This is a genomic window from Streptomyces sp. NPDC033180 (assembly GCF_055577645.1).
Map to the genome: position 1 here is coordinate 168257 of NZ_JBVIPU010000018.1, position 22779 is coordinate 191035.

Annotated in this window: 17 protein-coding genes; 12 read left to right on the forward strand and 5 right to left on the reverse strand. The window is 71.4% G+C overall.

Going from position 1 to position 22779, the window contains the following annotated elements:
• Positions 1-123 precede the first annotated feature (123 nt).
• Together ACZ5WE_RS34255 and ACZ5WE_RS34260 are read left to right on the forward strand one after the other, a co-directional pair.
• Complete coding sequence (locus ACZ5WE_RS34255) at positions 124-3846, forward strand: glycosyltransferase (protein WP_467689255.1); 3723 nt, start codon at positions 124-126, stop codon at positions 3844-3846.
• Entirely contained in the window at positions 3843-5351 is a 1509-nt protein-coding gene (locus ACZ5WE_RS34260) for a DUF5719 family protein (protein ID WP_467689253.1), read from the forward strand. The genes ACZ5WE_RS34255 and ACZ5WE_RS34260 overlap by 4 nt, the downstream gene beginning before the upstream one ends.
• A gap of 103 nt (positions 5352-5454) precedes the next feature.
• Here ACZ5WE_RS34260 and ACZ5WE_RS34265 read toward each other — a convergent pair whose 3' ends face one another.
• Positions 5455-5916, reverse strand: a complete 462-nt coding sequence (locus ACZ5WE_RS34265; RefSeq protein WP_467689252.1) for a metallopeptidase family protein — start codon at positions 5914-5916, stop codon at positions 5455-5457.
• A 399-nt stretch (positions 5917-6315) separates the two neighbouring features.
• Between ACZ5WE_RS34265 and ACZ5WE_RS34270 the strand changes: the two genes are divergently transcribed.
• The 7 genes from ACZ5WE_RS34270 (at position 6316) to ACZ5WE_RS34300 (ending at position 14944) form a co-directional block, all read left to right on the forward strand.
• The gene (locus ACZ5WE_RS34270; protein WP_030793262.1) at positions 6316-6690 is read left to right on the forward strand and encodes a DUF3499 domain-containing protein; all 375 of its coding nucleotides are present in this window, start codon (positions 6316-6318) and stop codon (positions 6688-6690) included.
• Between the two features lie 200 nt (positions 6691-6890).
• Positions 6891-8507 carry an L-lactate permease gene (locus ACZ5WE_RS34275; RefSeq protein ID WP_467689251.1) on the forward strand — a complete coding sequence of 539 codons (1617 nt, stop codon included), beginning with the start codon at positions 6891-6893 and terminating at the stop codon, positions 8505-8507.
• A gap of 163 nt (positions 8508-8670) precedes the next feature.
• Complete coding sequence (locus tag ACZ5WE_RS34280) at positions 8671-10035, forward strand: phosphomannomutase/phosphoglucomutase (RefSeq protein WP_467689249.1); 1365 nt, start codon at positions 8671-8673, stop codon at positions 10033-10035.
• Between the two features lie 1039 nt (positions 10036-11074).
• A complete protein-coding gene (locus tag ACZ5WE_RS34285; protein ID WP_160505390.1) occupies positions 11075-11251 on the forward strand; it encodes a Trm112 family protein in 177 nt (58 codons plus the stop codon).
• Positions 11252-11424: 173 nt separating this feature from the next.
• Complete coding sequence (locus ACZ5WE_RS34290) at positions 11425-12621, forward strand: SIS domain-containing protein (RefSeq protein WP_467689247.1); 1197 nt, start codon at positions 11425-11427, stop codon at positions 12619-12621.
• 65 nt (positions 12622-12686) lie between these two features.
• Positions 12687-13859, forward strand: coding sequence for a mannose-6-phosphate isomerase, class I (manA, locus tag ACZ5WE_RS34295; RefSeq protein ID WP_467689245.1), 1173 nt, complete (start codon positions 12687-12689; stop codon positions 13857-13859).
• 125 nt (positions 13860-13984) lie between these two features.
• The gene (locus ACZ5WE_RS34300; RefSeq protein ID WP_467689244.1) at positions 13985-14944 is read left to right on the forward strand and encodes a cation diffusion facilitator family transporter; all 960 of its coding nucleotides are present in this window, start codon (positions 13985-13987) and stop codon (positions 14942-14944) included.
• 93 nt (positions 14945-15037) lie between these two features.
• Here ACZ5WE_RS34300 and ACZ5WE_RS34305 read toward each other — a convergent pair whose 3' ends face one another.
• Positions 15038-17161, reverse strand: a complete 2124-nt coding sequence (locus ACZ5WE_RS34305; RefSeq protein WP_467689242.1) for a fructose-specific PTS transporter subunit EIIC — start codon at positions 17159-17161, stop codon at positions 15038-15040.
• Between the two features lie 408 nt (positions 17162-17569).
• On the opposite strand from ACZ5WE_RS34305, the gene ahcY reads away from it, so the two are divergent.
• Positions 17570-19027: an adenosylhomocysteinase gene (ahcY, locus tag ACZ5WE_RS34310; protein WP_467689240.1), complete on the forward strand. Its 1458-nt coding sequence runs from the start codon at positions 17570-17572 to the stop codon at positions 19025-19027.
• Between the two features lie 205 nt (positions 19028-19232).
• Here the strand turns inward: ahcY and ACZ5WE_RS34315 are convergent, their stop codons facing one another.
• The gene (locus tag ACZ5WE_RS34315) at positions 19233-19457 is read right to left on the reverse strand and encodes a hypothetical protein (protein ID WP_467689238.1); all 225 of its coding nucleotides are present in this window, start codon (positions 19455-19457) and stop codon (positions 19233-19235) included.
• A gap of 261 nt (positions 19458-19718) precedes the next feature.
• Between ACZ5WE_RS34315 and ACZ5WE_RS34320 the strand changes: the two genes are divergently transcribed.
• Complete coding sequence (locus ACZ5WE_RS34320; protein WP_467689236.1) at positions 19719-20333, forward strand: hypothetical protein; 615 nt, start codon at positions 19719-19721, stop codon at positions 20331-20333.
• 12 nt (positions 20334-20345) lie between these two features.
• Here ACZ5WE_RS34320 and ACZ5WE_RS34325 read toward each other — a convergent pair whose 3' ends face one another.
• A complete protein-coding gene (locus tag ACZ5WE_RS34325) occupies positions 20346-21305 on the reverse strand; it encodes an RDD family protein (protein WP_467689234.1) in 960 nt (319 codons plus the stop codon).
• Positions 21306-21394: 89 nt separating this feature from the next.
• On the opposite strand from ACZ5WE_RS34325, the gene ACZ5WE_RS34330 reads away from it, so the two are divergent.
• Positions 21395-22402, forward strand: coding sequence for a stage II sporulation protein M (locus ACZ5WE_RS34330; RefSeq protein ID WP_467689232.1), 1008 nt, complete (start codon positions 21395-21397; stop codon positions 22400-22402).
• A 147-nt stretch (positions 22403-22549) separates the two neighbouring features.
• Here the strand turns inward: ACZ5WE_RS34330 and ACZ5WE_RS34335 are convergent.
• Positions 22550-22779, reverse strand: a 230-nt coding sequence (locus tag ACZ5WE_RS34335; protein ID WP_467689230.1) for a hypothetical protein, incomplete at its 5' end; no start/stop codon positions are given.

Consider the following 22779-nt stretch of genomic DNA (forward strand, 5'->3'; position numbering starts at 1 on the left):
TATCCACAGGCGGCGGGCTGTTGTGATGCCAGCCGTTAGTGTGGGGCCCCGTCCGAGACGCCCCGGCGCCCCCATGAAGCGCAGGCGTCCACCGCAGTCCATCGAACCGGGGCCCGTACCTCGATGTCCGTGCACAGCCATTCGGCAGCCAGTCACCACGACGCCGCTGCCGCCCCTGAGTTCCCGCGGCACGTCGTCACCGCCGTGATCGTCTCCCACGACGGCGCCCGCTGGCTGCCCGACGCCCTCGCCGGCCTGCTCGGCCAGGAGCGCCCGGTGCAGAACGCCGTGGCCGCGGACACCGGTAGCGCGGACGACTCCGCCCGCCTGGTCACCGAGGCACTCGGCCCCGACCGCGTCCTGCACCTGGCCCGGCGCTCCGGCTTCGGCACCGCCGTCGACGAGGCGAACCGCACCGCCGGCGTGCTGACCCCGGAAGAGCTGCCCTATCTGAAACGCCCCAGCGGCTGGGACCCGGTCAGCCGGACCTGGCGCGACGAGGCCTACGAACTCCCCGAACTGCCGCACGGCGAGCCCGAACAGTGGCTGTGGCTGCTGCACGACGACTGCGCGCCCGAGCCCGGCGCCCTCGCCGAACTGCTCCGCGTCGTGGAGAACGAACGCGAGGTCGGCAAGGACGTCGCGATCGTCGGCCCCAAGCTGCGCGGCTGGTACGACCGCCGCCAGCTCCTGGAAGTCGGCGTCTCCATCGCCAACAGCGGACGCCGCTGGACCGGCATCGACCGGCGCGAACAGGACCAGGGCCAGCACGACCACGTACGGCCCGTTCTCGCGGTGTCCACCGCCGGCATGCTGATCCGGCGTGAGGTCTTCGACGAACTGGGCGGCTTCGACCGGCGCCTGCCGCTCATGCGGGACGACGTCGACCTGTGCTGGCGTGCCCAGAACGCGGGGCACCGCGTCCTCATCGCCCCCGAAGCCGTCGTGCGGCACGCCGAGGCATCCTCGCGCGAGCGCCGCACCGTCGACTGCGTCGGGCGTACGGCCAGCCCCTCGCCCGACCGCCGCCCCTCAAGGACGCGCTTCGCGCGGCAGGGTGTCTCGCCGCACCGCGTGGACAAGGCGGGCGCCGCCTACACCCTGCTCGTCAACGCCCGTACGGCCGTGCTGCCCTGGGTGCTCCTGCGGCTCGTGGTGGGCACCCTGCTGCGCACCGTCGCGTATCTGGTCGGCAAGGTCCCGGGCCAGGCGGTCGACGAAGTCGCCGGTCTCCTGGGGACACTGCTGCGGCCCGGACGGATCGCCGCCGCCCGCAAGCTGCGCGGCAGGCCGGCGCTCGAACCGGCCGAGATGCGGCCGCTCTTCCCGCCGCCGGGCGCCACCGTGCGCGCCACCCTCGAACAGGTCGCCGGCAATGTCGTCGGCCGCTCCGACCCCGAGGCCGTCACCGGCGCGGGACGGCACGGAGCCGTCGAGTCCGGCCCCGGCGGAGACGACGCGGACTTCCTCCAGGTCGAGCAGTTCGCCCGCCTGAAGCGCCTGGCCCGCAAGCCGGGACCGATGCTCTTCGTAGTGCTGCTCTTCGCCTCGCTCATCGCCTGCCGCGAACTCCTCGGCAGCGGTGCGCTCGCGGGCGGCGCGCTGCTGCCCGCCCCCGGCGACTCCTCGGGCCTGTGGGCGCGCTATCTCGACGCCTGGCATCCGGTCGGTACCGGCGGCACACAGTCGGCGCCGCCCTACCTCGCGCTCGTCGCGGGGCTCAGCACCCTGCTGTTCGGGTCCACCGGCCTCGCGGTCACGGTGCTCCTCGTCGGCTCGGTGCCGCTGGCCGGCTTCGCCGCCTACTTCGCCTCACGGCCGCTGGTCGAGTCCCGCCTGCTGCGCGCCTGGGCCTCGATCGCGTACGCCTTCCTGCCGGCCGCCACGGGCGCGCTCGCGGGCGGGCGCATCGGCACCGCCGTCCTCGCGATCCTGCTGCCACTCATGGCGCGCGCGGGCATCGCCGCGAGCGGCCTCACCCTGCCGGAGGGGACACGCGGGAGCTGGCGTGCCAGCTGGGCGTTGGCCCTGCTCCTGACGATCACCACCGCCTTCACGCCGATCGTGTGGCCGATCGCCCTGGTGCTCGGCCTCGCGCTCCTCGTGGTGCGCAGGGGCGACATCACGGCGTACGGACTGCGCTTCATCGCCGCGCTCGGAACCCCGCTCCTGATGCTCGCGCCCTGGTCGCTCTCGCTGCTGCCCTTCGGCTTCTTCGGTGAGGCGGGCCTGGAGTTCGCCGCGGGCTCGGCGACGGGGCTCGACCTGCTCGGGGGCAGCCCCGGTGGTCCCGGGACCGTCGACGGTCTGCTGCTCATCGGCATCGTGCTCGCCGCCCTGGCCGCGCTCCTTCGCACCGAGCGGCAGCTCGCCGTCCGCACCGCCTGGATCGTCGCGCTGGTGTCCCTCGTCTTCGCCGCGCTCTCGAACGGCTCGGCGTGGGCGGGTCCCGCGACCCTCGGGTACGGCATCGCGCTCCTCGCCGCCGCCGCGCTCGGTGCCGACGGCGCACGCACGCGTGTCGCCGAGCAGAGCTTCGGGTGGCGCCAGCCGGTCGCCGTCCTCATCGCCTTCGCGGCGGCCGCCGGGCCGCTGCTCGTCGCCGCCGGGTGGATGATCCGCGGCGCCGACGGCCCCCTGGAGCGGCGCGACCCGGTGCAGGTGCCCGCGTTCGTCGCCGAGGAGAGCGGCACGCAGGACCAGGCCCGCACGCTCGTCCTGGACAGCGAGTCGGCCGCCCAGGTGTCGTACACGCTCGTCCGCGGCTCGGGCGCGCGGCTCGGTGACGCCGAACTCGCCGAAGCGGGCGGCTCGAACGAGCGCCTGGACAAGATCGTCGCCCGGCTCCTCGCCGGTTCCGGCGCCGACCAGGCCGACCAGCTCGGCGGCTTCGCCGTGCGCTACGTCCTCGTACGCGAGGGCGCTCCCCGCCAGATGAGCCGCACCCTGGACTCCACCCCCGGTCTCACCCGCCTCAGCCAGGAGGACGGCAGCGCCCTGTGGCGCGTCGACCGGCAGGTCGCGCGCGCCGCGATCGTCCCCGAGTCCGGTGACCCCCTTCCGGTCGCCGCGGGCCCCGTGGAGCTGCACACGAACATCCCAGCCGGCGACGAGGGCCGCACGCTGCGCCTCGCCGACGCCGCCGACGAGGGCTGGACGGCGACCCTGGACGGCCGCCCGCTGACCAGGACCACGCTGGACGGCTGGGCGCAGGGCTTCGACCTGCCCGCGTCGGGCGGCCGCCTGGACGTCACCCACGAAACGCCCGCGGGCCACACGGGATGGCTGTGGGTCCAGGGCGCGCTCGCCGTGGTCCTGGTGGTCCTCGCCCTTCCCGGACGCCGCCGCCACGTGGACGACGACCTCCCCGACGAGCCCGTCATCCCGGCGCAGCCCGTCGAGGGGGAGGGGCGCAGGGCGCGCAGGCTGCGGGCCGCGCAGGCCGAACAGGAGGCCGCCCAGGGAGGCGCCGGGCAGGATGACGCCGGTACTCCGCCTCCTCCAGAGGAGGAAGGGGCCTACGCGGCGGTGCCCCAGCAGCAGTCGCAGTCGTACGGCGAGTGGGAAGCCCCCGTCCACCAGGGCGCCGACTACGGCACCTATCAGGGCGAACAGCAGTACCAGGACGCCCAGTACCCGGCCGGTTCCTACGACCAGACCGCTTACCAGGACCCCTACCAGGGCGGCCAGTACGACCCGTACGCCTACGGAGGCGCACAGGGCGGCGGCGAGCAGTACGGGCAGTCGTACGACGCCCCGTACGGGCAGCAGCCCCCGATGCCGCCCCTGCCTCCGCAGCCGCCGCACCGCCCCGACAGTGAGCGCCCCGACGGGAGCCAGCAGTGAACCGCACGACCCAGTCCCTGATCGCCGCCGCGGCCGCGCTCGCCGCCGTCACCGGGTTCGCCGTGGCCAACACCCCCGACGGCAGCGGCGACGACGGCGCGAAGGCGGCCGCGCGGCTGCCCGTCGAGCGCACCAGCCTGCTCTGTCCGGTGCCCAGCGGGTCCGACCTCGCCGAGACGTCGTACACGGCTTTCACGCCCGAGGGCGAGGCCTCGGGCGCGGCGGGCAAGGCGGAACTGCTGCCCGCCACACAGGAGTTGACGGACGCCCCGAAGGGCGGCGGACACGACAAGAAGAAGGCCGTCAAGCCCTTCCTGACCTCGAAGGCACCGGGCAAGCCCGTCACCGGTGAGGAATCCGGGGGAGAGTCACCCGCGCTCCTCGGCACCGCCGACGGCAAGCTGGCCCCCGGATGGACCGTCCAGCAGACCACCAAGTACGCCGTGGGCAGCGGCCGCGGCATCCAGGGCGCCAACTGCACGGCGCCCGACACGGACTTCTGGTTCCCGGGCGCGAGCACCGCCAAGGACCGCAGCGACTACGTCCACCTGACCAACCCGGACGACTCGGCTGCCGTCGTCGACATCGAGCTGTACGGCAAGGACGGCGCCCTCAAGACCGAGGTGGGGGAGTCGATCCAGGTCCAGCCGCACTCCAGCGTCCCGGTCCTGCTGTCGACGCTCTCGCCCAAGGAGCAGACCAACCTCACGATGCACGTGAGCGCGCGCAGCGGCCGGGTCGCGGCAGCCGTGCAGTCATCGGACGACAAGCTCGGCGGCGACTGGCTGCCCGCGTCCGCCGACCCGGCGAGCCGTGTGGTCCTGCCCGGCATCCCCAAGGACGCCACCTCGGTCCGCCTGGTCGCCTTCGCGCCCGGCGCCGACGACGCCGACCTGAAGGTCCAACTGGCCGCGCCGAGCGGCTCGATCAGCCCGGCCGGACACGCGAACCTGCACGTCAAGTCCGGCATGACGACCGCCGTCGACCTCGGTGACGTCACCAAGGGTGAAGCGGGCTCGCTGGTCCTGACGCCGACGGATGGTGCGTCACCCGTGGTGGCGGCCCTGCGCGTCACCCGGGGCAAGGGCGCCGACCAGGAGACGGCGTTCATCCCCGCCACGAACGCGATCGGCACGCGCGCGACGGTGGCCGACAACCGCGCCAAGGGCTCCACGCTGTCGCTCGTGGCCCCCGGCAAGACCGGGAAGGTGAAGGTCACGGCGTCGGAGGGCAGCGAGGGCGGCTCGTCGACGAGCAAGACGTACACGGTCAAGGGCGGCACGACCCTGGGGATCAAGGCCCCCGTCCCGAGCGGCCTCAAGGGCACGTACGCGCTCACGGTGGAGCCGGTGTCGGGGGGCTCGGGCGACACCGTCTATGCCTCGCGCATGCTGGAGGACCCCGAGGGCGGCGTGCCGATGTTCACCATCCAGACCCTGCCGGACGACAGGGGCACGGTGTCGGTGCCGGAGGCGGAACAGAATCTGAAGGTGCTGCAGAAGTAGGCCTTAACGGCCCGGAAGCAGGCCTTTACGGTCCGGAAGGCCTATACGGTCCGCCGGGCGGGGCCAGGAGGGGCGGCGGGGCGGGATCGAGGGCTGGGAGCCCTCAGTCCTCCCCGTACCGCGGGTCCACCGACTCCGGCGAGAGTCCGAGGAGCTCGGCGACCTGCTCGACCACCACCTCGTGCACGAGCGCGGCCCGCTCGTCCCGCCCCTTGGTCCGGATCTCCACCGGACGCCGGTAGACGACCACCCGGGCGGGACGGTCGGCGGAAGCCTCGATCGTGCCTCCCAGCGGCACGACGTCATCGCTCCAGTCGTCCTCGCCGGTGCCCCCGCCCCGCCCCAGCGCGGGAACCTCGAGCACCAGGAAGTCGATCTCGCTCAGCTGCGGCCATCGCCGCTCCAGCCGCTCCACGGAGTCCTGCACCAGGTCGGTGAAGACCTCGGCGCGGCTGGCGGACAGCGGCACCTGGGGAGGCGCCACGGGGCCGCGCATGCCCCTGCCGTGGCGGTCGCGGCGGCGGGGCCTCGGGTCTGCGGTGCGGGGCTGTACGGGGTCGTCCATCACTGACGAAGAGTAGTCCTCGAGATCGCCGTTTCCGCACAGCTTCCACCGGGCTTCCGTACTGCTTTCCACTTGGCTTCCGTACCGCTTCCGTACGGCTTCCGTACCGCTTCCGTACGGCTTCTGTCCGGCGCGCGGCATGTCGCCCGATGACCATTCCGGCCAGGGTTGGGCCCGATTCCGTATCTCTCCAGGACCGTCGATCTCGCGATGAATGACGGGATTTGCGCCTAGTGGTGACCGGATTCAACACCACTGGTCACCCAGGCCCCTTGTGTCACCGCAGGTCAGCGAGGCGCCGTGGGAGCGCGCCGTGGCGGGGATCACAGCACGACACGGTGGGGTGACCTCGCGGAGAGTCGTCGCGGCCCGCTCAAGAGTGCGGTACCGTCCAACATCGTGAGCCCTGTACGTCGCTGTTCGCGCACCGCTTGCGGCCGTCCCGCCGTCGCGACGCTGACGTACGTCTACGCCGACTCGACCGCGGTCCTCGGCCCCCTCGCCACTTACGCCGAACCCCACTGCTACGACCTGTGTGCCGAGCACTCCGAGCGCCTCACCGCGCCCCGCGGCTGGGAGGTCGTCCGCCTCGCCGACGCCTCCGGTCCAGCCCGCCCCAGCGGTGACGACCTCGAAGCGCTCGCCAACGCCGTGCGGGAGGCGGCCCGCCCGCAGGAGCGCGCCGCTGAGGCGGGCGGCGGCGCCCGCAGGGCGGACCCGATGGAGGTCGCGCGCCGCGGCCATCTGCGGGTGCTGCGCTCACCGGATTCCTGAACGCCCCTTCTCCGGATTCCTGAACGCCCCTTCTCCGGATTCCTGAACGCCCCTCTCCGGAGACCCCTGTCGTTCATCGCTGAACAAGTTCTCCCGTACGCCCCATTGACGTGCCCATGTCGGCGACATGACCATTCCCCCACGCGTGAGAGATCACGTTCCGCATCGCGGAATCCGGAAACGGAATCGGGGAGTCGTCCGTGTACGTGCAGCAACTGGAACCCGTGGCCGATTCGCTCGGCCTGTCCGCCCTCATCGCGACCCTGCCCCTCCTCACCGTCCTCGTCCTGCTCGGCGCCGTTCGTATGAAGGCCCACCACGCGGGCCTCATCGGCCTCGGTGTCGCCGCCCTGGTCGCCTGGCTCGCGTACGGGATGCCGATCGGCCAGACCGCGTCCGGTGCCGCGCAAGGTGCCCTCTTCGGGCTCTTCCCCATCCTGTGGATCGTCGTCAACGCCCTGTGGGTGTACCGGATGACGGTCCGCACCCGGCACTTCGACATCCTGCGCCGCTCGTTCGGACGGCTCTCCGACGATCCGCGCATCCAGGCCCTCGTCGTGGCCTTCTGCTTCGGAGCCCTCCTCGAGGCGCTCGCCGGCTTCGGGGCACCCGTCGCGATCTCCGCGGTGATGCTGGTGGCGCTCGGCTTCGACCCGGTCAAAGCCGCGGTCGTCGCCCTCGTGGCCAACACCGCGCCCGTCGCCTTCGGCGCCATGGGCACCCCCGTGGTGACGCTCGCGCAGGTCACCGGACTCCCGCTGGACACCGTCGCCACGGTCGTCGGCCGCCAGACGCCGCTGCTCGCCCTGGTCGTGCCGCTGCTCCTGGTCTTCCTGGTGGACGGGCGGCGCGGTCTGCGCGAGACCTGGGTGCCCGCCCTGGTGTGCGGATTCGCCTTCGCCGCGGCACAGTTCGCGGCATCCAACTACATCTCCGCCCAGCTGGCCGACATCGGGGCGGCGTTGGCCGGCGCGGGCGCGCTGATGGCGGTGCCCAGTGCGCGCCGACCCGCCGCGGAGCCCGTACGCGTCGCCGTCCTGACCGGCGTACGCAGCGAAGACCTCGACCAGGACGACCCGCGCCCGGAGATCCTGCGCGCCTACGCCCCGTACGCGCTCATCGTCGCGATCTTCTCGGTCGCCCAAATCCCGCCGGTGAAGGATCTGTTGGCAAGGGCGACGCAGACCTTCGACTGGCCCTTCCTGAACGTCGCCGCTCCCGACGGGGAGCCGGTGGGCGGCAACCTCTTCTCGCTGCCGCTCGTGGCGACGGGCGGGACGCTCGTGCTGCTCGCCGGTGTGGGCACGGCCGCCGTCATCGGGGTGCACGCGCGCGTGGCGGTCAAGGAATGGCTGGCGACCGTGCACGAACTGCGGTTCGCGATCCTCACCGTGACCTCCGTGCTCGCCCTCGCGTACGTGATGAACCTGTCCGGGCAGGCCGCCACCATCGGCCACTTCGTGGCGGCGGCGGGAGCGGGGCTCGCCTTTCTCTCGCCCGTGCTCGGCTGGTTCGGCGTCGCGGTCTCCGGCTCGGACACCTCGGCCAACGCGCTCTTCGGCGCACTCCAGGTGACGGCGGCTCAACAGTCCGGGCTCTCGCCCGAACTGCTCGCGGCCGCCAACAGTTCGGGCGGTGTGCTGGGCAAGATGATCTCCCCGCAGAACCTGACGATCGCGTGCGCCGCGGTCGGACTCGCGGGCAAGGAGGGGGATCTGCTGCGCAAGGTGCTGCCCTGGAGCCTCGGCCTGTTGCTGGTGATGTGCCTGATCGTGGTGGGACAGAGCACGGTGGTGCTCGGCTGGATGCTGCCGTGACGCCGGCTGCCGCCGCGACGGGAGCCTGACGCCGGCCCGGGGCGTAGGGGGACCGCTCACAGCTGGTTGTCAGCTGTTGCGGGTAGTTTGGGGTGACCGTCGGGTGCTCGCCGAGCACTCGCCGAAATCGCTGAACTCGCAGAACCTGCAGAGAGGGTTGGCCGTGACTGCTGATCTGTCCCAGATCGTGAAGGCGTACGACGTGCGCGGGGTGGTCCCGGACCAGTGGGACGAGTCGCTGGCCGAGCTGTTCGGCGCCGCCTTCGCGAAGGTGACGGGCGCGGACGCGATCGTGACCGGGCACGACATGCGGCCCTCCTCGCCCGGCCTCTCCCGGGCCTTCGCGCGCGGGGCCGCGGCGCTCGGCGTCGACGTCACGGAGATCGGCCTCTGCTCGACGGACCAGCTCTACTACGCGTCGGGCGCGCTGAATCTGCCGGGCGCGATGTTCACGGCCTCGCACAACCCGGCGCAGTACAACGGCATCAAGATGTGCCGCGCGGGCGCCGCCCCCGTCGGGCAGGACACCGGCCTCGCCGAGATCCGCGCGCTCGTGGAGGGCTGGTCGCGGACCGGCGCCCCGGAGCCGGCGGCCACGCCCGGCACGCTCACCGAGCGGGACACCCTCAAGGACTACGCGGCGCACCTGCGCGGCCTGGTGGACCTGACCTCCATCCGCCCTCTCAAGGTCGTCGTCGACGCGGGCAACGGCATGGGCGGGCACACCGTCCCGACGGTCTTCGACGGCCTGCCGCTCACGCTCGTACCGATGTACTTCGAGCTGGACGGCACGTTCCCGAACCACGAGGCCAACCCGCTCGACCCGAAGAACATCGTGGACCTCCAGCAGCGGGTGCGCGAGGAGGGCGCCGACCTCGGCATCGCCTTCGACGGCGACGCGGACCGCTGCTTCGTCGTCGACCAGGACGGCGACCCGGTCTCCCCGTCGGCGATCACCGCCCTGGTCGCCTCGCGCGAGCTCGCGCGCAACGGCGGCAAGGGCACGGTCATCCACAACCTCATCACCTCCTGGTCGGTCCCCGAGGTCGTGCGGGAGAACGGCGGCACGCCGGTCCGCACCCGCGTGGGCCACTCCTTCATCAAGGAGGAGATGGCCAAGACGGGCGCGATCTTCGGCGGCGAGCACTCGGCGCACTACTACTTCCGCGACTTCTGGAACGCGGACACGGGCATGCTGGCCGCGCTCCACGTCCTCGCGGCGCTCGGCGGCCAGGACGGCCCGCTGTCGGCTCTTGTCGCGCAGTACGACCGCTATGCGGGCTCCGGCGAGATCAACTCCACGGTCGACGACCAGACGGCCCGCCTCGCCGCCATCAAGACGACGTACGCCGCCCAGGAGGGTGTCACCCTCGACGAACTGGACGGCCTCACGGTGACGTCCACGGACTGGTGGTTCAACGTCCGGGCCTCCAACACGGAACCGCTCCTGCGCCTGAACGTGGAGGCAAGGGACGAGGCAACGATGGCGCGGACGCGAGACGAGGCCCTGGCGATCATCAGGGGCTGACCGAAAGCGGAGGCGGGCGTCGAAGGCACCAGCCGCCACACAGACGCCCGCCCCGCCCACGGCCAGACACCCCACCCCGACGGCACGTCCGTGGCCAGACACCCGCGACTCCCACCCACCCGGAGTCCGCGGTCAGGTACCCCGCGACTCCCACCCACGCGACGTCCACGTCCGTGGGCCAGGCGTTCCGCTGCTCGCACCCACTCGGAGTCCGCGGTCAGGCACCTCGCGACTCCCACCCACCCGACGTCCACGTCCGTGGGCCAGTCGTCCCACCGCTCCCACCCACCCGGCGTCCGCGTCCGTGGGCCAGGTGTTCCGCTGCTCGCACCCACTCGGAGTCCGCGGTCAGGCACCTCGCGACTCCCACCCACCCGACGCCCACGTCCGTGGGCCAGGCGTTCCGCGGCTCCCACCCACCCGGCGTCCACGTCTGCGGTCAGCTGTCCCGCCGCTCTACTTGCCCACCCGGCGCCCGCGTCCGTGGGCCAGGCGTTCCACGGCTCCCACCCACTCGGCGTCCACGTCTGCGGTCAGCTGTCCCGCCGCTCTACTTGCCCACCCGACGTCCACGTCTGTGGGCCAGTCGTCCCGCCGCTCCCACCCACCCGGCGTCCACGTCCGCGGTCAGCTGTCCCGCGGCTCTCCCCACCCACCCGGCTGCGTTTGTGGGCAGGCGTTCCGCAGGGCGGAACGGGTGGGCACAAACGTCCACCGGGCCGCAGACAACCAACGACAGTCGCCCTACCCGGGCCGGGGAACGGGGCGGAGCCCCGGACCGCCCTACCCCCGGCCCATCCCACTCCCGGGCCAGGGACGAAGCCCCGGCCCACCCCACTCCCGGGCCCAGGGACGAAGCCCCGGCCCACGGACGAAGCCCCGGCCCACCCCACTCCGAGGACCTGGGGCGAAGCCCCGGACCCGCTCCACCAGGGACCCGGGGCCGAAGCCCCGCCGGAACCCCGCCCAAGGCCCAGGGGCCAGAGGTAGGCTGACCAGGCGACATCCCTCACCCCACCCGCTCGAAGGGACCCACCCCATGCCGCTCGAAGCCGGCCTCCTGGAGATCCTCGCCTGCCCGGCCTGCCACGCCCCCCTCAAGGAGGCGGACACGGAGCTGGTCTGCACGGCAGCCGCGAAGGACTGCGGCCTCGCCTACCCCGTCCGCGACGGCATCCCCGTACTCCTCGTCGACGAGGCCCGCCGCCCCGCGTAAGGCCGTGCGGATGGGCCCCGCAAAGGCCCCGCAAAGACTCCGCAAGGCCCCGCAAGGCCTGGCGCAAAGCCCGCCAAGGCCGGCGCAGCGCCCCCGCAAGGCCCGGCGCAACGACAAGAAGTGCGACCGGCGGCGCCCGCCCCGCCGCCCGGCGAATCGGAGGCCCGACCCCAATGCTGGACGAATCGCTCCTTGACGCCCCCGAGGCCCTCGCCGTGGCCGACCGCCGCGGCCTCCTCCGCGGCGCCGCAGAGGCAGGCGCCCGCGTCCGCACAGCGGTGCGACACGCCACGGAGGCCGGGCTCACGCAGCTCAAGCCGGACGGCCGCCCCCGGGCCATCCTGATCGCGGGCCCCGGCACGGCCGCCACCTGCGTGGCGGATCTGCTCGGCACCCTCGCGGGAGCCGGCTGCCCCGTGATCCGCCTCGCCCCCACCGGCGTGGCCCCCGCGGCAGGCGCCCTGCGCTGGGCGCTCCCCGGCTGGGCGGGCCCCCTGGACCTGCTGCTGATCGCCACCCCGGACGGCACGGAACCGGGCCTCGAACTCCTCGCCGAGCAGGCCTACCGCCGCGGCTGCACGGTGGTGGCCGTCGCCCCCGCCCGCTCCCCGCTGGCCGAGGGCGTGGAGGGCTCGCACGGCCTCACCGTCGCGATGGCCACCTCCCCGTACGGGGAGTACGAAGCCCCGCACGACGGAGAGCGCGCCTCCGAGACGTACGAGGCCCGCCGCCTGGACGACGAGGCCGCCGCATCCGCCCCCGCCACCCTCTGGGCCCTGCTCACCCCCCTCCTCATCCTCCTGGACCGCACCGGCCTGATCACCGCACCGGCCGAGACCCTGGAGAAGATCGCGGACCGCCTCGACCACGTCGCGGAACGCTGCGGGCCCGTCATCGCGACGTACAGCAACCCCGCCAAGACGCTCGCCGCCGAACTCGCCGACGCCCTCCCGGTGATCTGGACCGAGGGCCGTTTCGCGGGCCCCGCCGGCCGCCGTTTCGCCGCCACCCTCGCCGAGCTCGCCGGGCACCCCGCGGTCGCGGGCGAACTGCCCGAGTCGCTGCCCGCGCACGGCGCCCTGCTCGCGGGCAACCTCGCCCCGAGCGAGGACGGCGACGACTTCTTCCGCGACCGCGTCGAGGAACCCCAGCAGCTGCGCGCCCGCGTCGTCCTGCTCCGCGACCGCCCGGTGGACGCCGGAGGCCTCAGCGCCGCGCCCGCGGCCCGCGAGCTCGCCCACGGTCACGACATCGCGCTCAGCGAACTCGAACCGGAGGACGGCGACGACCTGGAGACCCTCGCGGAGCTGATCGCCGTCACGGATTTCGCCGCCGTTTACCTGGCGCTCGCCCCGAGGGACCGATCATGACCCCGGCCCGCTCATGACCTGAGACCCCGCTGCACGCACGTACGTACGTAAGGGAGAACCCCTCCGTGGACCGCCTCACCAACACCATCCGCCCCTACGCCTGGGGTTCCACCACCGCCATCCCGGAGCTCATCGGCGTCGAGCCGACCGGTGAGCCGCAGGCCGAGATGTGGATGGGCGCCCACCCCGGGGCGCCCTCGCGCACCGAGCGCGGCCCGCTCGACGAGGTGATCGACGAGGACCCGGGGCACGAGCTCGGCAGGGCGGCCGTCACCAAGTTCGGCCCGCGCCTGCCCTTCCTCCTCAAGCTCCTCGCCGCGGGCGCCCCGCTCTCCCTCCAGGTGCACCCCGACCTGGAGCAGGCGAGGGAGGGCTACGAGGACGAGGAGGAGCGCGGCGTCCCGATCGACGCCCCGAACCGCAACTACAAGGACGCCAACCACAAGCCCGAACTGATCTGCGCGCTCACGGAGTTCGACGGCCTCTGCGGCTTCCGCGACCCCGTCGAGGCCGCGGACCTGCTGGCCGGTCTTGGCGTCGACTCCTTGAAGCCGTACGTCGATCTGCTGCACGCCAAGCCCGAAGACGGCGCCCTGCGCGAGGTCCTGACGGCCGTTCTGACCGCGGACCCCGAGGAGATGGCGGCGACCGTCACCGAGGTCACCGATGCCGCCGGACGGCTCGGCGGCGCCTACGCCCCGTACGCGGGCATCGCGCACCACTACCCCGGCGACCCCGGCGTCATCGCGGCGATGCTCCTCAACCACGTCCGACTGCAGCCCGGCGAGGCCCTGTTCCTCGGCGCCGGAGTCCCGCACGCCTACCTCGACGGCCTCGGCGTCGAGATCATGGCGAACTCGGACAACGTGCTGCGCTGCGGCCTGACCCCCAAGCACGTCGACGTACCCGAACTCCTGCGCATCGTCCGCTTCGAGCCGACCGACCCCGGCGTCCTGCGCCCCGAGGCATCGCCCGGCGGCGAAGAGGTCTACGACACCCCGATCGACGAGTTCCGCCTCTCCCGCTTCGTCCTCGCCGAGGGCAGGGACCAGGGCAGGGGCGCGGCGCCGCACGACCTCACCGCCACCACCCCGCAGATCCTGCTCTGCGTCGCGGGCTCCGTCCGCGTGGGCGACGCCGGTGAACTCACGCCCGGACAGTCGGTGTTCGTCCCCGCGGACGAAAAGACCGAAGTGTCCGGAGTCGGCACGCTCTTCCGTGCCACTGTGGTGGCCTGACTCACCACCAGTGCCGCGTGCTGCAACAATGACCCACCGCAAAGGGCGGGCAAAGCAGCGCCCCGTCGGCGGTCAAGCCGACGCAGGCCGAGGAACGTACGCAGGCGAAAGGACAACGGGCACACATGAGCGCGTCAGGCGGAACAAAGGCGATTGTCGCGGCACTCGCCGCGAACCTCGCGATCGCGGTGGCGAAGTTCGTCGCGTTCATCTTCAGTGGCTCGTCGTCGATGCTCGCCGAGAGCGTGCACTCGCTCGCGGACTCGGGCAACCAGGGGCTGCTGCTCCTCGGCGGCAAGAAGGCGCAGCGCGAGGCGACCCCGCAACACCCGTTCGGGTACGGGCGCGAGCGCTACATCTACGCCTTCCTGGTCTCCATCGTGCTCTTCTCGGTCGGCGGCATGTTCGCGATCTACGAGGGCTACGAGAAGATCAAGCACCCGCACGAGATCGAGGCCTGGTACTGGCCGGTCGGCGTCCTGGTGTTCGCGATCATCGCCGAGTCCTTCTCGTTCCGTACGGCCATCAAGGAGTCGAACCTCACACGCGGCAACCTCACCTGGACGCAGTTCGTCCGCCGCGCGAAGGCCCCCGAGCTGCCCGTCGTGCTCCTGGAGGACCTGGGCGCGCTGGTCGGTCTGATCCTGGCCCTGGTCGGCGTCAGCCTCGCGCTCGCGACGGGCGACGGCGTCTGGGACGGCATCGGCACGCTCTGCATCGGCGTCCTGCTCATCCTCATCGCGATCATCCTCGCCGCGGAGACCAAGTCCCTGCTCCTGGGTGAGGCCGCGGGCACGGAGGACGTCGAGAAGATCGAGAAGGCGCTGGTCGACGGAGACACGGTCACCCGCGTCATCCACATGCGCACGCTGCACCTCGGCCCCGAGGAGCTCCTCGTCGCCGCCAAGATCGCCGTCCAGCGGAACGAGACGGCCGCCGAGGTGGCCGCCGCCATAAACGCCGCCGAGGAGCGCATCCGCACGGCGGTCCCGATCGCCCGCGTGATCTACCTGGAGCCGGACATCTACGACGAGCAGGCCGCCGCCAAGGGCGCGAACCCTGCGAAGTCGCCGGGCGGCAACTGATCCTCCGCCGCTTTCGTACGTAGATCTTTCGTACGTGGCTGGGGCCCCGCACCGTGCAGGTGCGGGGCCCCAGCCACGTAACTCACCTGTCGGTCACTGAACCTCGCGCAGCACCTCGAGGACCGCCGTCTCGTCGGGCGCGGCCTCGAGCCGCTCCCGGAAGCCGGTGTCCATCAGCTTGCGCGAGAGCAGCGCGAGAATCCGCAGGTGCTCGTCGCCCGCTGCCGCCTCGGGCACGGAGATCATGAAGATGAGCTTGGCCTTCGTACCGTCGAGCGCGCCCCACTCGATGCCCTCGGCCGACCGCGCGAACCCGACGACCGGCGAGGTCACCGCATCGGTCTTGGCGTGCGGGATGGCGATCTCCTCGCCGAGGCCCGTGGTGCCCTGGGCCTCGCGGCGCAGAGCCGTCTGCACGAGCTCCTCGACGTCGTTCACCTTGCCGGTGGACGCGAGGAGGGTGGCCATCTCGCGGATCGCGGAGTCCTTGTCGGCGGAGTCCAGCTGGACCTTCACGGTCTGCTCGGTGAGATAGCCGGAAAGGACTTCATCGTCCTCGTCCTCCTCCTCGGGGGCGGGCGCGGCGGCTGCCGCCGGGGCAGGAGCCGCAGCCGCGGCAGGGGCCTTCTGCGGCGCCGTGGACGCCCCGGAGCCGACGGCTCCGGCGCCCACGCCCGCTCCTGCGCCCGCTCCCACGCCCGCGAGGGCCGGCTCGGGACCGCCCGGCACGTCCACGACCGGCCCCCCGCGCCGCTTGCGTTCGCTGATGTCGACCAGAGTGACCGTGGCGAGGGCGGTGACCACGGTGCCGCACGCGATGGCGAGGAAGAACATCGGTACGCCCCCGACGGCGCCGAGCACGGCCACGATCGGTCCGCCGTGCGGCACCGCGTCCTTCACGCTCGCGAGACCCGCGATCGCGCCGGCGACGGCACCGCCGAGCATGTTCGCCGGGATGACCTGCGCAGGCCGCGCGGCCGCGAAGGGGATCGCACCCTCCGAGATGCCGAACAAGCCCATGAACAGTGCGGCCATGCCGGTCTCGCGTTCCTGCTGGGAGTACAGCCGACGCCTGATCAGCGTGGCCAGACCCTGGCCGAGCGGCATGACCGGGATCGCCGCGGCGCACATGCCCATGACGGTCTGGTTGCCGGTCGCGATGAGGCCCGTACCGAACAGGAAGGCGGTCTTGTTGACCGGACCGCCCATGTCGAACGCGATCATCAGCCCGAGAATCGCGCCGAGCAGGATCGCGCTGGTCCCAGTCATCCCGCTGAGCCAGTCGGTCAGATGCTCGAAGATCCACGAGATCGGCTTGCCGATGACGTAGATGAAGAAGAGCCCGAGTGCCGTCGTCGCGACGATGGGGATCACGATGATCGGCATGATCGGCTGGGCGAACTTCGGGACCTTGACCTTCTTGATCCACAGCACCAGATAACCGGCGAGGAAGCCGGTCACGATGGCCCCGATGAAGCCCGCGCCCGCCTTGGAGTCGTACAGCTCACCGGTGTTGGCGATCCAGCCGCCGATCATGCCGGGCACGAGCGCGGGCCGGTCGCCGATCGCATAGGCGATATAGCCGGAGAGGATCGGCACCATCAGCGTGAAGCCGATGACGCCGATCGCGTTGACGTGCGCCCAGAAGGTGCCCTCGGGGATCACATAGCCCTTGGCGGTCGCGTCACCGCCGAGCGCGAGCGAGATCGCGATCAGCAGACCACCGACCACGACGAACGGAATCATGTACGAGACGCCGTTCATCAGCGCCTTGTACGCGAGACTCCGCTCCTTGCCGCCCCCGCCCCCGCCACCGCCGGAGGCCTGCTCGGCGGACCCGCCGCCACCGCCTCCGCCGTGCACGGGCGCGCTCTGCACCTGCTCGATCAACTGCTCGGGGTGGCTGATGCCTTCGGACACCCCGACGGACAGCACGCGCTTGCCCACGAAGCGGGCCCGGTCGACGTCCTTGTCGGCCGCGATGATGATGCCGTCAGAATCTCTGACATCGTTGTCAGTCAAGACATTCTCGGCCCCGATGGAGCCCTGCGTCTCCACCTTCATGTCGATGCCGAGGCTCTCCGCGGCCTGCGAGAGCTTCTCCGCCGCCATGTACGTGTGGGCGATACCGGTCGGACAGGCGGTCACCGCGAGCAGCTTGAGCTTCTTCTGCTCGCCACTGCTCCCGCCTATGGGGGGATCGGCCGGGTGGGTCACGTGGATCTCCTAACGCCTTCGCCAAACAAGATCGCGCAAATGTTCCCGATCTCAAGGCATCCTGCAACACACAAGCACAGGTTCAAAAGCGCAAAGGTCCCGAATGGGCAGGTCTGTGGCCCTCTCCGGGCCCCGCCGGCCCCCGGACGCGGCCCTCCCCGGGGCGCCCCGCCCGCTTCGACGCCCCGGGGAGGCGGGCTGGGGCTCGCTGGGCCAATCGGTGTAGCTTTGTGACCGAGCCAGACGTCGCTGCTGATGGCGGTCGGGCGGTCCCTGCACGGGCGCCGTCCGAGGGAGAGAGGGCCTCCGACGGACTGCGCTGCTGCGCGCCGGTGCTCTTCTGTGCCGTCGTCGCAGGTCAGCCATGTCCACCCACCCTCGATCAACCCCACGAGGAGCAGCTCGCCCATGACGACTCTCATCAACGGCCAGGACTTCAAGGTCGCCGATCTCTCCCTGGCCGACTTCGGCCGCAAGGAGATCACCCTCGCCGAGCACGAGATGCCCGGTCTGATGTCGATCCGCGAGGAATTCGCCGCGACCCAGCCGCTGGCCGGCGCCCGCATCATGGGCTCCCTGCACATGACCGTGCAGACCGCCGTCCTCATCGAGACCCTGGTCGCCCTGGGCGCCGAGGTCCGCTGGGTCTCCTGCAACATCTTCTCGACCCAGGACCACGCGGCCGCGGCCATCGCCGTCGGCCCGAACGGCACCCCGGACAACCCCCAGGGCATCCCGGTCTTCGCCTGGAAGGGCGAGACCCTGGAGGAGTACTGGTGGTGCACGGAGCAGGCGCTGACCTGGCCGAACACCCCCACCGGCGGCCCGAACATGATCCTGGACGACGGTGGCGACGCCACACTCCTCGTCCACAAGGGCGTCGAGTACGAGAAGGCCGGCAAGGTCCCGTCCGAGGACACTGCCGAGTCGGACGAGCACCGCGTCATCCTGCAGCTCCTCAACCGCACCATCACCGAGGGCTCGCAGAAGTGGACCCAGCTCGCCTCGGAGATCCGCGGCGTGACGGAGGAGACCACGACGGGCGTCCACCGCCTGTACGAGATGCACCGCGACGGCACCCTGCTCTTCCCGGCGATCAACGTGAACGACGCCGTGACGAAGTCGAAGTTCGACAACAAGTACGGCTGCCGCCACTCCCTGATCGACGGCATCAACCGCGCCACGGACGTCCTGATCGGCGGCAAGACCGCGCTGGTCTGCGGTTACGGCGATGTCGGCAAGGGCTGTGCCGAGTCCCTGCGCGGCCAGGGCGCACGCGTGATCATCACCGAGGTCGACCCCATCTGCGCCCTTCAGGCGGCGATGGACGGCTTCCAGGTCACGACGCTGGACGAGGTCGTCGACAAGGTCGACATCTTCGTCACCACGACCGGTAACAAGGACATCATCATGGCCTCGGACATGGCCAAGATGAAGCACCAGGCGATCGTCGGCAACATCGGCCACTTCGACAACGAGATCGACATGGCCGGCCTCGCCAAGATCCCCGGCATCGTCAAGGACGAGGTCAAGCCGCAGGTCCACACCTGGACGTTCCCCGACGGCAAGGTCCTCATCGTCCTGTCCGAGGGCCGCCTGCTGAACCTGGGCAACGCGACGGGCCACCCGTCCTTCGTGATGTCCAACTCCTTCGCGGACCAGACCCTGGCCCAGATCGAGCTGTTCACCAAGCAGGAGGAGTACCCCACCGACGTCTACGTCCTCCCGAAGCACCTGGACGAGAAGGTCGCCCGACTGCACCTGGACTCGCTCGGCGTGAAGCTCACGACGCTCCGCCCCGAGCAGGCCTCGTACATCGGCGTAGAGGTAGAGGGCCCGTACAAGCCGGACCACTACCGCTACTGAGCCACCCTGACCGCGGGCAGCCCCAGCCCCGGCCAACGCTCATCCGCAGGCCCTCGCCCTCCCGGCGGGGGCCTGCGCCCGTGGGCGGCAGGAACGGCTTCCGGACCCGCCAAGGCCCGGCCTCCGCCTCCCACCGGACGGAGCACGGCTGACTCAACCGGCGCGGCACAGGCCGCGGATACCGTCCATGGCGCGGCCGCCGCCCCTACTCCGGGACGACCAGCTCGCGTTCCCCAAGCGGAAGGCAGGTCTGCAGACAGGCGTCCACCGAGACGGCATCAGTCCGGACCAGCAGGTCGTCGTGGACCGGGGCCCCGCCCGCGACGAACGTCCCCGGCTTCCTGCCCGCGCGCATCCGCTCGGCATCGGCTTTGAACACCACCGTGACCCCTTGCTCCGCCAACGCTTCCATGACGCGCACTACATCCACCGTTATCCCCCTTTCGACGCCAACGCATCGACGCCATCGCACAGTCGACGAAGCCAGACAGGCACCCCGCACCGGAGGTCCCAGCATCACGGTTGGCCTACCTTGGGGTTCGGGTTGGGCCGAGGACCCCTCCCCGCGGACAGAGGGTCACGGCCCACAGTCCACCGACAGCAGCCCATACGGCCCGGCACCGGCCTCGGCCTCACAGTCGCCCCCGGCCGCAGGACGAAACTCCGCCCCCGCCCACAAGGACCGAGCCCCATGCCCCGCGGCCACTATTCGCTTCACGACCCGCACGACCACACCCCCCTCGGGGAAGAACACTTCCACTGCGCCCCCGGCCCTTCCGGCTGGCGCTACGTCTCCCAGCGGAACGCGCCCTCGGGTGAACCCGCCGGCTCCGTCGACCTCGCCCTCGACGAACTCGGCCGCCCCATCCGCCTCGAACTGCACGCGGGGGACTGGCAGATCCGTGCCGCGGCGATCGACGGCGTCACATGGGTACGCACCGACCCCACCGGAACCCACGCCACCGAAGACAACGCCCCCGCCCACGCCTTCACCGGCACATCCCCTGCTTTCCTCGTCGCGACCACACGCCTCCTACGCCTCACCCCCGCTTCCCCCGCGACCCGCGTCCGCCTCGTCGCCTTCACCGACCCGGTCCTCGCCCCCCGCACCCTCGACCAGTCCTGGGCCCTGCTGAAAAGCGAAGCACACACCACTGACAACGGCCCGCTGATCGTGGACGAATACCAGGTCACAGCCCTGGACACCGGAGAGCAGCACGCCATCCACATCACCGGCGACGTCGTCCTCTCGGCCCCCGGCATGGAGCTCGAGAACCTCGAATCCCCGCCCTCGACGTTCGCCTGACCCCGTCCGGCCCTACGCGGGCGGCACGAACCCGGTGCCCGGAGGCGCGGCCTCCGCACTCTCCTGCCGCACGGCCGGCGGCACATCGCGCGGCTCCTGCCCGACCGCGGGCCCTGCCGGAATGGCCGGGTAGGCGGGAGGGACATGAGAGGCGGGAGGGGCATGAGAGGCGGCCGGGGGAGTCGGCGCCACGTACGCCGCCCCGGCAGCAGGCACTCCACCCCCACCACCGAAAGCCCGTCGAGCGTCCCGCGCCTGCCGCTCCTGCACGACCGCGGCCAGGTACGCCGCCGGCGGAACACCCTGCGGAGCGGGGGCTCCCGTGCGTTCCGCGAGGTCCCCGGCAAGCCGCTCCGCCATCGTCCAGCCCACCTGCGGATCCAACTGCCCCATCCGCGTCAGGTACTGCCTGATCGCGAGCCACAGCCCATCGGGCACCCCGGACAGGTCGAGTCCGGAGAACCGCCCCGCGAGCCAAGGCGGCGGCGGAGGAATGAAGGGCGTCTGCCCGGTGGGCACCCGCTCCCGCACGACAAGCGTCCCCGCGAACACATCCCCGAGCCGCCGCCCTCGCGCCGACACCAGCGAGGCGATACACGCGACGACCCCGAACGTCAGCAGAATCTCGACGACCCCCACGGCACCCCGCACCAACGCGTGCCGGAAACGAATCGGCCCCCCGTCGTCCCGCACCACCCGCAGCCCACACGCCATCTTGCCCAGCGACCGCCCATGGCTGAGCGTCTCCACCGCGATCGGCCCACCGACCAGGATCAGTACGAAGCTGGCGACGGCGACCGCCGCGGCCGCCGCGTCGTCCAACGAGGACGTAGAGGCCACGATCGTCACGGTCACGCCCAGGTAGACCGCCCAGGCCAGCACCAAGTCGATCAGTACGGCGAGCCCACGACTCGGCAGCTTCGCCGGGCGCAGCTCGAGCGCCACCGCCTCGCCCGTCACCAGCTCACTCACGCCAACCGCCCTTCCCTGCCCTGCCTTCGGAACGGCCAGTCTGCCAAGCTGAGGCAGCATCGCGCCGCAGTACGAGGAGCAGCCACCTGATGGACCTCGACGTCTTCGTCTCCGCCCACCGAGCAGAGTGGGACCGACTCGACGCCCTGCTGCGCCGTCGGCGCCGCCTCAACGGAGCCGAGGCCGACGAACTCGTCACGCTCTACCAACGCACCGCCACCCACCTCTCCCTCATCCAGTCCAGCGCCCCGGACCCGCAGCTCACCGGCCGCCTCACCCACCTCGTGGCACGCGCGCGCAGTGCGGTGACAGGCACCCGCCGCGCTTCGTGGCGCGACGCCACGCACTTCCTCAGCCACGGTTTCCCGGCAGCGGTCTACCGCTCCCGGCACTGGTGGGTCCCCACCGCGCTGCTCTCGACGGTCCTCGCGGCCATCATCGGGTGGTGGATCGCCACGCACCCCGAGGCCCAGTCCTCCATCGCGGCCCCCAGCGAACTGCGCGAGCTCACCCGCCCCGGCGGTGAGTACGAGACGTACTACTCGAGCCACCCGGCGGCATCGTTCGCCGCCCAGGTCTGGACGAACAACGCCCAGGCAGCGGCCATGTGCCTGGTCCTGGGCGCCTTCCTCTGCTTCCCTGTCATCTGGATCCTCTTCCAGAACATGCTGAACCTGGGCGTAGGCATCGGCCTGATGTCCGACGCCGGCCGCCTCGACACCTTCCTCGGCCTGGTCCTGCCCCACGGTCTCCTGGAACTGACCGCGGTCTTCGTCGCCGCAGGCACAGGCCTGCGGCTCGGCTGGACCGTCATCGACCCCGGCCCGCGCTCACGTCGAACGGCCCTCGCCGAAGAGGGCAGAGCCGCACTCGGCATGGCAGTAGGCCTGGCCCTGGTCCTGTTCGTCTCCGGCGCCATCGAAGGCTTCGTCACCCCCTCCGGCCTGCCGACCTGGGCCCGCATCGGCATCGGTATCGCCGCTGAACTGGCCTTCCTCGCCTACGTCTACGTCCTCGGCGGCAGGGCGGCACGAGCCGGCGCCACGGGCGACCTGGACCCGGCCGAACGGAGCTCCACGGTGCCCACTGCAGCGTGATGTGCGTAGGCCCCTACTGACCTGCTAGTGTCCTCGACGCCCCAGAAAAACCGTTGACACGGAAGGACTGGGGAGGTAGATTCGAACAGTTGCCTAGAGCTGGACAAGTCCAGCGGCGGCAGTTAATATCTGCCTGCTTCTTGATTCTCATAAGCCAAGAAGCCACTCCCGATAAATCGGAAAATCCAGGCCGGTAAGACCGGCTGAAAACTTCTGATAAAGTCGGAACCGCCGGAAAGGGAAACGCGAAAGCCGAAAGGCCGGAGCGGGAACCGGAAAGGTGCCGAGGAAATCGGACACGAAAGAGTCTGATAGAGTCGGAAACGCAAGAACGAAGAACAAGAAGAAACACCGAAGGGAAGCGCCCGGAGGAAAGC

Excerpts from the sequence above, each read along its gene's own strand:
- ACZ5WE_RS34255 (WP_467689255.1), top strand. The coding sequence starts at position 124 with ATGTCCGTGCACAGCCATTCGGCAGCCAGTCACCACGACGCCGCTGCC.
- ACZ5WE_RS34265 (WP_467689252.1), bottom strand. The coding sequence starts at position 5,916 with ATGGACGACCCCGTACAGCCCCGCACCGCAGACCCGAGGCCCCGCCGC.
- ACZ5WE_RS34285 (WP_160505390.1), top strand. The coding sequence starts at position 11,075 with ATGCCGCTCGAAGCCGGCCTCCTGGAGATCCTCGCCTGCCCGGCCTGC.
- ACZ5WE_RS34290 (WP_467689247.1), top strand. The coding sequence starts at position 11,425 with ATGCTGGACGAATCGCTCCTTGACGCCCCCGAGGCCCTCGCCGTGGCC.
- ACZ5WE_RS34300 (WP_467689244.1), top strand. The coding sequence starts at position 13,985 with ATGAGCGCGTCAGGCGGAACAAAGGCGATTGTCGCGGCACTCGCCGCG.
- ahcY (WP_467689240.1), top strand. The coding sequence starts at position 17,570 with ATGACGACTCTCATCAACGGCCAGGACTTCAAGGTCGCCGATCTCTCC.
- ACZ5WE_RS34320 (WP_467689236.1), top strand. The coding sequence starts at position 19,719 with ATGCCCCGCGGCCACTATTCGCTTCACGACCCGCACGACCACACCCCC.
- ACZ5WE_RS34330 (WP_467689232.1), top strand. The coding sequence starts at position 21,395 with ATGGACCTCGACGTCTTCGTCTCCGCCCACCGAGCAGAGTGGGACCGA.